Below are 13,354 nucleotides of genomic sequence, written 5' to 3'. Positions count from 1 at the left end.
GTGCGTGTTGGCTTACCGCGTGGGGCGCCCCTAGAGTCCGGTGGCCGGACTACCGGGAAGGGGTGACATGTCGGAGTCTTCGGCCGCTGCCGGCCAGACCGACAAAAGGCGGCGCAAGGCGCGGCGTGAGCGAACTCCATTGCAGCGTGCGCTGATATGGGTGTTCATCGTTTTGGTCTCCTACGGGCTCACTCTCACCGTCATCAGCGACACGTTCTTCTGGTTCGCGATTCCGGGATTGCTGGGGCTCCTCACCGCCGTGATGCTGGCCATGCACGCGGTGTTCCGCCGGTCGCCGGAGGACGATTTCAAAGTTCTGTTGAAGCGCTATGCAGCCGTCGTGCCGGTCGCCGTCGCGATGGTGGCCGTGCCGATGATGGTGGACGTCCGCTACCTCTATCCGCTCGTCGGGACGGGGATGATGACCTTCATCGTGGCGACGAAGACTTTGCTCGACCGGAGGCGCGTCGCCTGAACCACGCCGGTGGCGGGTTCAGGCGGTCCGGCTGAGCTGCATCGCCTCTCCGAGCCGGGCGAGCTTGTGCGGGTTGCTGACCGCGTAGATGCGGGTGATCCGTCCGCCCTCGATGACCAGGCTGACCGCGGTGTTGAGTTCACCTTCGAGATCGATCCGGAGTGCGGGGGCGCCGTTGAGCCACATCGCCCCGATGCGGGCGCCGGGCACGACCCTGGGGAAGGCGGCGAGCATCCTGGCCACGCGCTTCGCGCCCTGGACCGGCTGCCGCAGCGTGGGCACCAGCCCGCCGCCGTCGGCGACCAGCACCACGTCGGGCGCCAATACGTCGAAGAGCCCTTGGAGGTCACCGGTCTGGATCGCCGCGTGGAACCGCGCCACGGCGGCCTGTTGCTCGGCCCGGCTCACCTCCATGCGGGGGCGGCGGTCCGCCACGTGCTGCCGGGCCCGCCGCGCGATCTGCCGGACCGCGGCGGGGGTCTTGTCCAGCGCGCCGGCGATCTCCTCGTAGGGGGTCTGGAAGACCTCCCGCAGGACGAACACGGCCCGCTCCGCCGGGCCGAGCGTCTCCAGCACCATGAGCATCGCGATCGAGACGCTCTCGGCGAGTTCGACGTCCTCGGCCACATCGGGGCTGGTCAGCAGCGGCTCGGGCAGCCACTCCCCGATGTAGTCCTCCCGCCGCCGTGCCATGGTGCGGAGCCGGTCGAGCGCCTGCCGGGTCACGATCCGCACCAGGTAGGCCCGCGGCTCGCGCACCTCGGCCCGGTCGACGGACGCCCAGCGCAGCCACGTCTCCTGGACGACGTCCTCGGCGTCCGCCGCCGAGCCGAGCATCTCGTAGGCGACCGTGAACAGCAGGCTGCGGTGGGTGACGAAGGGGTCTTCGCTCATGCCGGAGAGGTCACGTCCTTCCTCGGCCGCGCGGAGGGCCGCGGATCGCGGCGCACATGCGATCCGTGGCATGCCGGCCATGTCTCCTCCTGTCGCCGAAGGCTTCGACATGGAGACGCCGGACGCCGCCGCTTTGTGACAGCCGAGCGTATTCGGTTGTGGGACCTCGGCGAACGTTCGGCTCGAAGCGCCTTGACCGGGACGCTAGGAGTTGGTCCACACGGCGGGCGACTCGCCGTCGCCTCCGCTCGTCCACAGCTCGCCGGTGCCGGGAACGGCGTCGAGGTCCCAGATCGCGGCGGTCGGGGAGTCCTGAGCCTCCTGCCATGCACCGTCGCTGTAGCGGAACAGCTGGTTCTCCCACGTGTTCGTGCGTATGACCGCCCAAGGAGTGCCCGCTTCGTCCGTGACCAGGTCATTTATCGCGGAGCCCTCGGGCGCCTGGATCTCGGTCCAGGTACCGCCGTCGTAGTGCAGCAGGGTGTCGCTCGTGGTGGCCCAGAATTCATCTGGGCCGACCGGAGCGACGCGAAGCAGCCGCGCACTGGGGCCGGATTGGATATGGGCAGGGACAGTCGTCCAGGACGTGCCGTCCCAATGGGCGATCGCCGGGAACTCCGGAGATCCGTAACTGTTCCGGTCCGGCTCGGTTTGGCCGACGGCCCAGGCGTCCGTGGGGGTGCGGGCCTCGATGTCGTTGATATATCGGAGGTCGGCGGGTACGGGGGTGCGGGTCCAGGCGCCGCCCGCGCGACGGTAGAGGGACTCCTCTCCTGCCTTGCTCATGCTCATCCATACACCGGCCGGGCCGCCGTGGATGCCCACCAGGGACCCGTCTCCCGGCGGTTCGGCCGGCTCGAACGCCCGGCCGTTGAACGCCGCCAGATACTCGTTCCCGGAAGCGCCGACGATCCAGGTCTCTCCCCCGCCGACCACGACGGCCCTCATCGACGCGTCCGCCTCGGGGTAGATCCAGCCATTGATCGGGTACTCCCGCCACCTTGAGCCGTCCCACTGCCGGACGACGGGGTTGCCGGCGCTGCGGATGGTACAGGGCCACATGGGCACCGGCTGCCAGCAGAACGAACCCTGGATGCCCGCGATCCAGACGTTGTCGGGCGCTGCGGCGGTGATGTCGTTGACGCCGGCGCCCGGCCAGAGGAAGGGGAGGTTCACCTTGCGCCAGGTGTCGGCGGCGGAGGCGGGCTGGGCGGTGAGGGAGACGACGAGGACTGCGGCGGCGCCGGCGGCCGCGGCTTTGATGAGCGCTCGCTTCATGGGCCCATCCTGAACCGGGGCGCCCTCCGGCGCTTGTCATCTCCGGATGAATTTCCCAGTAATCACTGGCATAGTTGTCCACAGGTGGCCACGCCTCCGGACGGCCTCTCGCCCTTGGCCGCCGCGCTGTGTCTTCCGGCCGTTTCTCGTTACTGTTCTCGGCGTGCTGATGGGGCGGGATCGCGAGCGGGAGCGCATCGCCGGCCTGCTGGAGGACGCCCGCTCCGGACGAAGCGGAACCGTGGTGATCCAGGGCGAGGCGGGCATCGGCAAGACCGCGCTGCTCGACCAGATCGCCGCGGACGCCGGTGACATGCGGCTCATCCGCGGCGCGGGCATCGAGTCGGAGACGGAGCTGGCGTTCAGCGGCCTGCACCTGATGCTGCACCCGTACGGCGACCGGTTCGACGGGCTGCCGGGGCGGCAGGCGGAGGCGCTGCGGTCGGCGTTCGGGCTGGCCGCCGGGCCGGCCGGCGACCGCTTCCTGATCGGCGCGGCCACCCTCACGCTGCTGTCCGAGCTGGCCGCCGACCGCCCGGTGGTGTGCCTGGTCGACGACGCGCAGTGGCTCGACCGGGCCTCGCTGGACGCGCTGCTGTTCGCCGCCCGCAGGCTCGGCGCCGACCCGATCTCCATGATCTTCACGGTCCGGGACACCGCCCGTCCCTTCCCCGACCACGGCATCGACGTCCTCCAGCTGGCGGGGCTGGACCGTGCCGCCGCCGAGGGTCTCGTCGCCGGCCACGCGCCCGGCCTGACCGTCCCGGTCCGCGAGCGGCTCCTGGACGAGGCGGCCGGCAACCCGCTCGCCCTCATCGAGCTGGCGAACGCCCTCGGAGCCGAGCCCGCCCGGCACGCCGGGCCGCTGCCGGTCGGCCGCCGGGTGCAGGAGACGTTCCGGCGCCAGCTCGCCGAGCTGCCGGACGCCGCCCGCCTGCTGCTCCTGGTGGTCGCCGCCGACGGCACCGCCGACCTCGGCATCGTCCTGCGCGCGGCGGCCGTCCTGGGTCTCGGGCCGGCCGATCTCGGTCCCGCCGAGGAGGCCAGGCTCGTGGTCCTGAGCGGCGAGGACGTGCGGTTCCGGCATCCGCTGATCCGCGCCGTCACCTACCAGAACGCCGCCCACCATCAGCGGATCGCCGCCCATGAAGCCCTGGCCGTGGCCCTCGCGCAGGCCGGACGGCCCGACGAGCACGCCGACCGCCGCGCCTGGCACCTGGCGGCCGCGGCCACAGGCCCGGACGAGGACGTCGCGGCGGAGCTGGAGCGGGCCGCGGACCGCGCCGGGCATCGCGGCGGGGCGGCCGCCGTCGCCGCCGCCTACGAGCGCGCGGCGCGGCTCAGCACCGACCCGGAGGGCAGGGCGCGGCGGCTCGTCCACGCGGCGCGGGCCGACTACGACGCCGGACGGCCGGACCGGGCGACCCGCCTCGCCGCCGAGGCCGCGCACCTCACCGCCGACGACGGGGTCATCGCCGAGGCCACCTTCATCCGCGCCCAGGTCGCCTACGAGCGCGAGTCGCCTGCCGCCGACGCGGCGCTCGCACTGGAAGGGGCGGCGCTCATCACGGGGAGCGACCCGGAGCAGGCGGTGTCGATGCTGACGGAGGCCGTCTGGTCGGCCCGGGACGCCGGCGCGCACGACCTCGTGCGGAAGAGCGTCGAGCTGCTCAGGAAGGTGCGGCTTCCGGCGGGTTCGGCGAAGGTCCCGGTGACCGGCGCGCTGATCGCCTACGGCCGGCTGCTCGACGGCGCCGTGACCGAGGCCGTGCCGCCGATGCGCGCGCTGGTCGGGGCCGCGTCGAACGGCGACGTCGAGGACGTCGTCGAATGCATCATCGCCGGTTACATAGGGCTTGTCGTGGCCGAGGACCGCGCCGCGGCGACGCTGCTGGAGCGCATGGCCGCGGACGCCAGGGCGCAGGGCGCGCTCGGCTGGCTCCCCTACATCCTGGAGCCCCTCGCGATCGGACGGCTCCTGCTCGGCGACATGCGGGGCGCGGAGGCCGCCGCGGCGGAGGGCATCTCGCTGGCCGCCGACATCGGCATGGACATGCAGGTCACCGCATTGAAATGCATCGCCGTCCGGCTGGAGACGGACCCGGAGTGCAGCCGTGCCGAGGCGCCCGAGGTCCTCGGGCACGCCGATCTGCATCCGACGAACGCCGCGCTGGCGTCCTGGGGGCTCGGCCTGCTCGACCTCGCCGACGGCCACGCCGACGCCGCTCTGAGGCGCCTGGACGCGGTCTGTTCGGGGCCGGCCGGGCATGACCTGCTGATCCGGGCCGTCCCCGACCACGCGGAGGCCGCCGTGCGGGCCGGACGTCCCGAACTGGCCCGCACCCACCTTCCCGCGTTCGAGACATGGGCCGCGGCGGCCTCGGACACGGCCACATCGACGGCGATGGTGCTGCGGTGCCGCGCCCTGCTGGCCGGAGGCGATGAAGCGGACGAGCACTTCCGCGCCGCGCTGAGCCTGCACGGCGACCACCCGTACGACACCGCACGGACCCGCCTCCTCTACGGCGAATGGCTGCGCCGCCGGCGCCGCCGCACCGAGGCCCGGACGGAGCTGACCGCCGCCGCGGACGCGTTCGCACGGCTCGGCGCCGGCGGCTGGGCCGAGCGCGCCCGCGCCGAACTGGAGGTGCTCGGCGACCGTCCCGCCGCGCAGGCCGGGGACACCGACCCGCTGAAGCGGCTGACCCCGCAGGAGCTGCAGGTCGTGCGGCTGGCCGCCGCCGGACTCAGCAACCGCGAGATCGCCGCGCAGCTTTACCTGAGCCCCCGCACGGTCGGCCATCACCTTTACAAGGCGTACCCGAAGATCGGTGTCACCCGCCGCATGGAGCTGGCCCGGCTGGTATCGGTCATCTGACTTATCCGCGCCGCCGTGCCCGCCGGCTCCCCTCGGCCGGAGCCGTTCTCCGGGCCCGCATTTCCGCGCTGACCTGCACGGTGCAACGCCGGTTCGCCGACCGATGCGGGCCGCGTGACCCCGCGCCTAGCGTCGAGTCCACCTCGCACAGGTCCAGAGGCCCGAACGGGCCGGAATGGAGAACGAGATGCTTCTCGAGAACAAGACCGCGGTCATCTACGGCGGCGGCGGGGCGATCGGCGGCGCCATGGCACGGGCCTTCGCGGCCGAGGGCGCGCGGGTGTTCCTCGCCGGCCGGACGCCCGCAACGCTCGACGCCGTCGCCGACGACATCCGCGGCGCGGGCGGCCTCGCCGAGACGGCCCGCGTCGACGCCCTGGACGAGGCCGCCGTGAACGGCTGGGTCGACTCCGTCGCGGAGACCGCCGGCAGCGTCGACATCTCGGTCAACGTCATCGCCCAGGACGCCGTGTTCGTCCCCATGATCGAGATGCCGGTCGGGGACTTCACGCGGTCCATGGAGAAGGTGGCCCGGTCGTTCCTGCTGACCACGCAGGCCGCCGCCCGCCACATGGTCAAGCAGGGCTCCGGCGTGATCCTGCACTTCGGCGGCTCCGACGCCGGCAACCGCATGGCCGGCATCGGCACGGTGCAGATCGGCGCCGACATGGTCGAGGCGATGCGCCGCCAGTGGGCGTGCGAGCTGGGGCCGCACTCGGTCCGGGTGCTGTCGATGCGGACCGGCGGCATCCCCGAATCCATGCCCGACGTGCCGGAGATCGCCCCGGTCAAGCAGCAGATGGTGGACGCCACCCTCCTCAAGCGCGCCGCGACCCTCACCGACGTCGGCCGCGTCGCCGCGTTCCTGGTGTCGGACCACGCCGCCACCCTGACCTCGACCCAGGTGAACATCTCCGCCGGGGCCGTGGTCGACTGACCGGCCCCCGATCGACCGAGGGGCACTAGTGCGGTGTCCATCAAGGTTCAGGCCGGTCAGGGGTCTGGCGCTCCTCAGGGCGTGATGATGAGTTTGCCGCGCGTGTGGGCGCTGCGGCTGGCGTCGAAGGCGTCGCCCACCCGGTCCAGGGGGAACGTGCCGGCGACCTCGACCGCGAGCGCCCCGCGGTCGGCGAGGGCGGCCAGCCGGGCGAGGGCGGCGCCGTCCGGACGGACCCAGATCCAGTGCCCGCCGTGCTTCTCCACCTCGCTCTCGGCGACGGAGACGTGGCGGCCCCCCGGCCGCAGCACCGACAGCGTGGTGTCGAGCTGGCCGCCGGCGAAGTCGGCGACGGCGGACACGCCGCCCGGCGCCAGTTCCCCGACGCGGTCCGCCAGCCCCTCCCCGTACGTCACCGGTTCGGCGCCGAGTTCCCGCAGGTAGTCGTGGTTCGCTTCGGACGCCGTGCCGATGACCCGGGCGCCCCGGTCGCGTCCGATCTGGACGGCGAAGCTCCCCACACCGCCGGACGCCGCGTGGACGAGCAGCACGTCGTCGGGGCCGGTCTCCAGGCGGTCTAGGGCGCGCTGCGCGGTCATCCCCGCCAGCGGCAGGCCACCGGCCTCGTTCCAGTTGAGCGCGGCGGGCTTGCGCGCCACGTCGTCCGCGGACACGGTGACGTACTCGGCGAACGTCCCCGCGCCGACGACGTCTTTACGGGCGTAGGACATGACCTCGTCGCCCGGCGCGAACTCCGGCGTGTCGGGGCCGAGCCCCCGCACGATCCCGGCGACGTCCCAGCCCGGGATGACGGGGAACACCGCGTCCATCATCCCGTCCAGGCCGCCGGCCATGATCTTCCAGTCCACCGGGTTGACCCCGGCGGCGCGCACCTCGATCAGCACCTGGCCGGGGCCGACCTTGGGTTCGGGGACGTCACCGACCTTCAGACGCGAGTTGTCGGCGGCGAAGGCGTCATAGGTGGCGGCACGCATGCCCTCAGCCTGCCACCGCACCCACCGGCTAAACCCGGTCCGGGCGAGGCCGGAGCCAAACGAGTAGGCAATCTCCTACGTTTGACACGTAGGGAACATCCTACGTATTGTCGTGCTCATGAACATCACACATGTGCGGATGCTGACCGTGCCGGTCTCCGACCAGGACGCCGCCAAGGCCTTCTACGCGGACACACTCGGGTTCGAGGTGGTGGCGGACCAGTCCATGGGCCCGATCCGCTGGCTTCAGCTCGCTCCCAAGGGCGCGGAGACGAACGTCGTCCTGGCGGACCACATGCCCGGCATGACGCCGGGAAGCGTCCACGGGCTGATGCTGGAGACGTCCGACCTGGACGCCGACTGCGAACGGCTGCGGCGCGCCGGGGTGGACGTCGACGGGCCGCAGGACCTGCCGTGGGGGCGCCAGGCCGCCTTCACCGACCCCGACGGCAACGGCATCGTCCTGGCCGAGGGCTGAGGGCCGAGGTGGCGAGCGTCGAGGTGGACGTCTTCGCGGCGCTGGCGAGCCCCGTCCGGCGGGAGCTGACGGCGCTGCTGCTGGACGGGCCGCAGCCGGTGAACGACCTGGCGTCCCATTTCGCGATGAGCCGCCCCAGCGTCTCCGAGCACCTGAAGGTCCTGCGGGACGCCGGGCTGGTCAGCGAGCGGCGCAGCGGCCGGCAGCGCATCTACCGGCTGGAGGCGGGCCCGCTGCGGGAGCTGTCGGAGTGGCTCGGCCCGTACGAGCGGTTCTGGCGGGAGAGGCTCTCCGACCTGCGCGAACTGCTGGACGAGGAGGACGGGCTGTGACACCGGTCATCGAGGCCGCCGGGCTGGTCAAGCGATTCGGCGGCGTGACGGCGCTGGCCGGGCTGGACCTGGTCGCCGAGCCGGGCCGGGTGGTGGCGCTGCTCGGCCCGAACGGCGCCGGCAAGACCACGTTCGTCCGGTCCGTCGCGACCCTCGTCCGGCCAGACGGCGGGACCCTGCGGGTGGACGGCGTGGACGCCGTCCGCGACCCGGACCGGGTCCGGCGGATCATCGGGCTGGCCGGCCAGTACGCGGCCGTGGAGGCGGCGATGACCGGCCGGGAGAACCTGGAGATGATCGCCCGGCTGTTCGGGCGGAGCCGCCGGGCCGCGCGGGCGGGCGCGGCGGCGGTCCTCGAACGGCTGTCGCTGGGCGAGGTGGGCGACCGGCTCGTGCGCACCTACTCCGGCGGACTGCGCCGCCGCCTGGACCTGGGGGCGAGCCTGGTCGGCGCACCCCGCCTGCTTCTGCTGGACGAGCCCACGACGGGCCTCGACCCGCGCAGCCGCAGGGAGCTGTGGGACGCCATCGGCGAGCTGGCCGCCGGCGGCACCGATGTGCTGCTGACCACCCAGTACCTGGACGAGGCCGACCACCTCGCGGACCGGGTCGTGATCATCGACCGCGGACGGGTCGTCGCCGAAGGCACGCCCCGGGAGCTGAAGTCCCGGACCGGGGGCGACCTGATCGAGATCCACGTCCGTGACCACCCCTCCGGTGCAGGGTCCGCGACGGAGGCCGCAGCCCGTGCGCTGGAAGGGCTCGGCACCGTCCACACCGACCCGTCGTCCCGGCTGGTGACCATGACCGCCGAGCACGGCCCCGAAGACCTCATGCAGGCCGTCCGCGCCTTGGCCGGCCAGTCCGTCGCCGTCGAGGACATCGCCCTGCGCCGCCCCACCCTGGACGAGGTCTTCCTGGCCCTGACCGGCACACCGACCCAGAGGAGCGTGGCATGACCACCGCCGCGGCACGGCCCTGTCCCGTCGGCCGGACGTCCACCAACGCGTGTCCGCCGGCCGGCGGTCGCGCGGCGGCCCTGAGGAGGCCGGCATGACGGTGATGCGGGTCCCGGGCGGCGCCTCTCTGGGGGCGGCGAGCTGGGTGGTCGCCCGGCGGGGGATTCACCGGACGCTCCGGACACCGCAGATCATCATGATGGGGCTCGTCCAGAGCGTCGCGTTCCTCCTCATCTTCCGCTACGTGTTCGGCGGCGCGATCGGCACCGGCCGGGCCGGCGTGAGCTACGTCGACTACATGATCCCCGGGCTGCTGACGGTGAGCGGCCTGTTCGCGGGGATGAGCGCGGCGGTCGCGGTCGCCGACGATCTCGCCTCCGGGTACCTCGACCGGCTGAAGTCGCTGCCGATGCCGCGCCTCGCCGTCATCGCCGGGCAGGTGGTGTCCGACACCGTCCGCGTCACGCTGATCCTCGCGGTGAGCGCCGCGCTGGCCTTCGCCGTGGGGTTCCGGGTCCACGCGGGCTGGGGTTCCGCGCTCGCCGGGTTCGGCCTGTGCGTGCTGTTCGGCTTCGCCTTCGTCTGGATGTTCGTGGCCGTGGGGCTGCTCACCGCGAACCCGCAGGCCGCACAGGGCGCCGGTTTCCTGGCGTTGCCGCTGAGCTTCGTGTCCAGCGCCTACGTGCCGGTGGACACGATGCCCGGCTGGCTGCGGGGCTTCGCCGAGAACCAGCCGGTGACCGTCATGATGGACGCCGTCCGGACCCTCACCCAGGGCGACGCCGCCGAGGCCCTGCTCGGGCACGGCAGCGGCCACTACGTGGCACGGGCCCTGGCATGGACGGCCGCGATCATCACCGTCTCGGCCACCATCGCCGTGACCCGCTTCAACCGCACATGAACACGACAACGACCGACACGACGACAACCGACACGACGACAACCGACACGACGACAACAGGCGCGGCGACAACAGGCGCGGCGACCTTGGTGCGGCGACCTTGGTACGGCGCGACCTCGGTGCGGCGACCTCGGTGCGGCGACCTCGGTGCGGCGACCTTGGTGTGGCGACGGCCGCCACGGCGGCACTTGACACGGCCGGCGATGCTTCACGGAAGAGAACGGGGGCGGCATGAGTGATGAGCGCGCGTCGATCGAGGTGGACGAGTTTCTGCCGCATCCGCCCGCCAAGGTGTGGCGGGCGCTCACGGAGCCGGATCTGCTGGCCCGCTGGCTGATGCCGAACGACTTCAAGCCCTTGGCCGGGCACCGCTTCACGTTCGCGACGAGGCCGATCCCGAACATCGGCTTCGACGGGACGATCGCCTGCCGGGTCCTCGACATCGACGAGGAGCGGCTGCTGCGCATCAGCTGGGGCGGCGGCGGACTCGACACGACGGTGACCTGGCGGCTCGTCCCCGAGGGGCGCGGCACCCGGCTGTTCATCGAGCACGCCGGTTTCGACCTGGACGACCCCGTGCACGCCTTCGCGTTCCGCGGCATGGGCAGCGGCTGGCGCTCCCACGTCATCCGCTCCCTCCTGGCCACCCTCGCCGGACTCGACTGACCACCGCCCCGGCGAAGGGGCGGCTCAGGGCGGGCCGGCGGCAGGCGGGTCGGCGAAGACGCCTTCCAGCATGCCCGTGGCCTGGCCGACCTCGATGAGGTGGCCGTCCGGGTCGCGCAGATAGCAGCGCAGCTCGGCCTTGCGGTCGATCGGCTCGGTCAGGAACCGGGCGCCCCGCGCGGTAGCCGCCTCATAGAACGCGGCGATGTCGGCCACGCGAACGTTCATGAACGCCGAAACCGGGTCGCCGGGTTCGGGCGGCGACAGGGTGACGTCCGGTTTGTCGGGGGTGGGACCGCCACCGGGATTCATGATGATCCACGTGTTGGCGACCTTCACGATGGCGGGATTCTCCTCCAGGACCACCTCACCGCCGAACACGTCCGCGTAGAACATGCGGGACCGGGCCACGTCCCGCACGGTCAGGAAATGCGTCACCACCAGCCCTTGCTCCGGTGCCGGCAGCTCGTCCCGGTTCACCATGGTCGCGTCCCTCCTGGACAGCACGTGCCCGTCGCCTGCTCGTTCCGCCGGGACGGTCATGCCCCCGGATAAGCCCCCGAACCGGTCGCGGCGGGTCAGGCGACGGGTTCCAGGGGCGGCTGGTCGCTGAACTGGGTGTGGTACAGGTCGGCGTAGCGGCCGCCGGCGGCCAGCAGTTCCTCGTGGGTTCCGCGTTCGACGATGCGGCCCTCCTCCACGACGAGGATCAGGTCGGCTGCCCGGACGGTGCTGAGGCGGTGGGCGATGACGACGGCGGTGCGGCCGTCGAGGGCCTCGGCCAAGGCCTCCTGGACGGCGGCCTCGGAGGTCGAGTCGAGGTGGGCGGTGGCCTCGTCCAGGATGACGACGCGCTGCCGGGCCAGGAGGAGGCGGGCGATGGTGAGGCGCTGGCGTTCGCCGCCGGACAGGCGGTAGCCGCGTTCGCCGACGATGGTGTCGAGCCCGTCCGGGAGGCCCTTGATGAGGGTTTCGAGGCGGGCGCGGCGCAGCACGTCCCACAGGTCGTCCTCGGCGGCCTCGGGGCGGGCGAGGAGGAGGTTCTCGCGGATGGACTCGTGGAACAGGTGCCCGTCCTGCGTGACCATGCCGAGCGTGTCGCGGATGGCCTGGAAGGAGAGGTCGCGGACGTCGACGCCGCCGAGGCGGACCGCGCCGGAGTCGACGTCGTAGAGGCGCGGGAGGAGCTGCGCGATCGTCGACTTCCCGGCGCCGGACGAGCCGACCAACGCGACCGTCTGGCCGGGTTCGGCGCGGAACGACACGTCGTGCAGGACGTCGACGCCGCCGCGGGTGTCGAGGGTGGCGACCTCTTCGAGGGAGGCCAGCGACACCTTGTCGGCGGACGGGTAGGCGAAGCGGACGCCGTCGAACTCGACGGCGACGGGGCCGTCCGGGACGGCGCCGGGCTCGGCCTTCTCGGCGACGAGCGGTTCCAGGTCGAGGACCTCGAAGACGCGCTCGAAGCTGACGAGCGCGCTCATCACCTCGACGCGGGCGCTGGCGAGGGCGGTCAGCGGCGCGTAGAGGCGGGTCAGCAGGAGGGCCAGGGCGACGACCGCGCCTGCGTCGAGGCTGCCGCGCAGGGAGAAGTAGCCGCCGAGCCCGTAGACGAGCGCGAGGGCCAGCGCGGACACCATGGTGAGGGCCGTGATGAAGACGTGCTGGACCATCGCGGTGCGGACGCCGATGTCGCGGACGCGGCGGGCGCGGGCGGCGAACTCGGCGGACTCGCGGGCCGGGCGGCCGAACAGCTTCACCAGCGTCGCGCCGGGCGCGGAGAAGCGCTCGGTCATCTGCGTGCTCATCGCGGCGTCGTGCGCGGCGGCCTCGCGTTCGAGACGCGCCAGGCGGGTGCCCATGCGCCGGGCCGGGAGGACGAAGACGGGCAGCAGGACCAGCGCGAGCAGCGTGATCTGCCATGAGATGCGGACCATCACGGCGAAGGTCAGCAGGACCGTCACCAGGTTGCTGACGACGCCGGAGAGGGTGTCGCTGAAGGCCCGCTGCGCCCCGATCACGTCATTGTTGAGGCGGCTGACCAGGGCGCCGGTGCGGGTCCGGGTGAAGAACGCGACCGGCATGCGCTGGACGTGGTCGAAGACCGCGGTCCGCAGGTCGAGGATCAGCCCTTCGCCGATGCGGGCCGACAGCCACCGGTTGGCGAGCCCGAGACCGCCCTCGGCGAGCGCGAGGAAGGCGATCAGGATCGCGAGATTGACGACGGTGGACGTCGCGGAGTGGTCGACGATCGCGTTGACGACCTGCCCGGCCAGCACGGGTGTCGCGACGGCGAGGACGGCCATCACCACGCTGAGCAGGAGGAACACTGCCAGTCTTCGTCTGTGGGGGCGCGCGAACCGGCCGATGCGGCGCAGCGTCGCCTTCGAGAAGGGCCTGCTGTCCCGCGCGTTCATCGCGTGGTGCAACGACATCCACGCAGTGACTTCCATGTCCATGACGAACCCCGTTGATCGTTAGCCTGGAAGAGCAAGCATGCGACCTCAACAAAGGTTGAGGTCAAGTCGCCACCCGTGACCAGGGTCGCGCGGGGGTACGAC

General features: G+C 72.4%; 13 protein-coding genes. 8 read left to right on the top strand and 5 right to left on the bottom strand.

Annotated features, from left to right (window positions below; translation table 11 throughout):
• Window positions 1-67 precede the first annotated feature (67 nt).
• A complete protein-coding gene (locus AB0C35_RS07545; RefSeq protein ID WP_358451698.1) occupies window positions 68-475 on the top strand; it encodes a hypothetical protein in 408 nt (135 codons plus the stop codon).
• Between the two features lie 18 nt (window positions 476-493).
• On the opposite strand, the gene AB0C35_RS07540 is transcribed toward AB0C35_RS07545, so the two are convergent.
• Window positions 494-1,369, bottom strand: a complete 876-nt coding sequence (locus AB0C35_RS07540; protein ID WP_358451696.1) for an RNA polymerase sigma-70 factor — start codon at window positions 1,367-1,369, stop codon at window positions 494-496.
• Between the two features lie 204 nt (window positions 1,370-1,573).
• A complete protein-coding gene (locus AB0C35_RS07535; RefSeq protein ID WP_358451694.1) occupies window positions 1,574-2,647 on the bottom strand; it encodes a hypothetical protein in 1,074 nt (357 codons plus the stop codon).
• Window positions 2,648-2,816: 169 nt separating this feature from the next.
• On the opposite strand from AB0C35_RS07535, the gene AB0C35_RS07530 reads away from it, so the two are divergent.
• Window positions 2,817-5,525, top strand: a complete 2,709-nt coding sequence (locus tag AB0C35_RS07530) for an AAA family ATPase (protein WP_358451838.1) — start codon at window positions 2,817-2,819, stop codon at window positions 5,523-5,525.
• A 187-nt stretch (window positions 5,526-5,712) separates the two neighbouring features.
• Window positions 5,713-6,462: an SDR family oxidoreductase gene (locus tag AB0C35_RS07525; RefSeq protein ID WP_358451692.1), complete on the top strand. Its 750-nt coding sequence runs from the start codon at window positions 5,713-5,715 to the stop codon at window positions 6,460-6,462.
• Between the two features lie 74 nt (window positions 6,463-6,536).
• On the opposite strand, the gene AB0C35_RS07520 is transcribed toward AB0C35_RS07525, so the two are convergent.
• On the bottom strand, window positions 6,537-7,457 hold the full coding sequence (locus tag AB0C35_RS07520; RefSeq protein WP_358451690.1) for an NADP-dependent oxidoreductase: 921 nt from the start codon (window positions 7,455-7,457) through the stop codon (window positions 6,537-6,539).
• A 118-nt stretch (window positions 7,458-7,575) separates the two neighbouring features.
• On the opposite strand from AB0C35_RS07520, the gene AB0C35_RS07515 reads away from it, so the two are divergent.
• From AB0C35_RS07515 to AB0C35_RS07495, 5 genes are all read left to right on the top strand, one after another.
• Window positions 7,576-7,935, top strand: a complete 360-nt coding sequence (locus AB0C35_RS07515) for a VOC family protein (protein ID WP_358451688.1) — start codon at window positions 7,576-7,578, stop codon at window positions 7,933-7,935.
• An 8-nt stretch (window positions 7,936-7,943) separates the two neighbouring features.
• Complete coding sequence (locus AB0C35_RS07510; RefSeq protein ID WP_358451686.1) at window positions 7,944-8,267, top strand: metalloregulator ArsR/SmtB family transcription factor; 324 nt, start codon at window positions 7,944-7,946, stop codon at window positions 8,265-8,267.
• Window positions 8,264-9,226, top strand: a complete 963-nt coding sequence (locus tag AB0C35_RS07505) for an ATP-binding cassette domain-containing protein (RefSeq protein ID WP_358451684.1) — start codon at window positions 8,264-8,266, stop codon at window positions 9,224-9,226. The genes AB0C35_RS07510 and AB0C35_RS07505 overlap by 4 nt, the downstream gene beginning before the upstream one ends.
• 94 nt (window positions 9,227-9,320) lie before the next feature.
• Window positions 9,321-10,127, top strand: a complete 807-nt coding sequence (locus tag AB0C35_RS07500; protein WP_358451682.1) for an ABC transporter permease — start codon at window positions 9,321-9,323, stop codon at window positions 10,125-10,127.
• Window positions 10,128-10,358: 231 nt separating this feature from the next.
• Window positions 10,359-10,793, top strand: a complete 435-nt coding sequence (locus AB0C35_RS07495; protein ID WP_358451680.1) for an SRPBCC domain-containing protein — start codon at window positions 10,359-10,361, stop codon at window positions 10,791-10,793.
• A gap of 24 nt (window positions 10,794-10,817) precedes the next feature.
• On the opposite strand, the gene AB0C35_RS07490 is transcribed toward AB0C35_RS07495, so the two are convergent.
• Both AB0C35_RS07490 and AB0C35_RS07485 read right to left on the bottom strand, forming a co-directional pair.
• A complete protein-coding gene (locus AB0C35_RS07490) occupies window positions 10,818-11,336 on the bottom strand; it encodes a VOC family protein (RefSeq protein ID WP_358451678.1) in 519 nt (172 codons plus the stop codon).
• Between the two features lie 35 nt (window positions 11,337-11,371).
• Window positions 11,372-13,252: an ABC transporter ATP-binding protein gene (locus AB0C35_RS07485; protein ID WP_358451676.1), complete on the bottom strand. Its 1,881-nt coding sequence runs from the start codon at window positions 13,250-13,252 to the stop codon at window positions 11,372-11,374.
• Between the last annotated feature and the right edge of the window lie 102 nt (window positions 13,253-13,354).

Source organism: Spirillospora sp. NPDC048819 (genome assembly GCF_040650055.1).
GTDB lineage: Bacteria > Actinomycetota > Actinomycetes > Streptosporangiales > Streptosporangiaceae > Spirillospora.
The sequence above is the reverse complement of the archived record's forward strand: the minus strand, read 5'-3'. Positions and strand labels throughout refer to the sequence as shown.

What these genes read in the sequence shown, in the direction of transcription:
- AB0C35_RS07500 (WP_358451682.1), top strand. Translation starts at nt 9,321, where the DNA reads ATGACGGTGATGCGGGTCCCGGGCGGCGCCTCTCTGGGGGCGGCGAGC.
- AB0C35_RS07495 (WP_358451680.1), top strand. Translation starts at nt 10,359, where the DNA reads ATGAGTGATGAGCGCGCGTCGATCGAGGTGGACGAGTTTCTGCCGCAT.
- AB0C35_RS07530 (WP_358451838.1), top strand. Translation starts at nt 2,817, where the DNA reads ATGGGGCGGGATCGCGAGCGGGAGCGCATCGCCGGCCTGCTGGAGGAC.
- AB0C35_RS07535 (WP_358451694.1), bottom strand. Translation starts at nt 2,647, where the DNA reads ATGAAGCGAGCGCTCATCAAAGCCGCGGCCGCCGGCGCCGCCGCAGTC.
- AB0C35_RS07520 (WP_358451690.1), bottom strand. Translation starts at nt 7,457, where the DNA reads ATGCGTGCCGCCACCTATGACGCCTTCGCCGCCGACAACTCGCGTCTG.
- AB0C35_RS07485 (WP_358451676.1), bottom strand. Translation starts at nt 13,252, where the DNA reads ATGGACATGGAAGTCACTGCGTGGATGTCGTTGCACCACGCGATGAAC.
- AB0C35_RS07545 (WP_358451698.1), top strand. Translation starts at nt 68, where the DNA reads ATGTCGGAGTCTTCGGCCGCTGCCGGCCAGACCGACAAAAGGCGGCGC.
- AB0C35_RS07515 (WP_358451688.1), top strand. Translation starts at nt 7,576, where the DNA reads ATGAACATCACACATGTGCGGATGCTGACCGTGCCGGTCTCCGACCAG.
- AB0C35_RS07540 (WP_358451696.1), bottom strand. Translation starts at nt 1,369, where the DNA reads ATGAGCGAAGACCCCTTCGTCACCCACCGCAGCCTGCTGTTCACGGTC.
- AB0C35_RS07525 (WP_358451692.1), top strand. Translation starts at nt 5,713, where the DNA reads ATGCTTCTCGAGAACAAGACCGCGGTCATCTACGGCGGCGGCGGGGCG.
- AB0C35_RS07490 (WP_358451678.1), bottom strand. Translation starts at nt 11,336, where the DNA reads ATGACCGTCCCGGCGGAACGAGCAGGCGACGGGCACGTGCTGTCCAGG.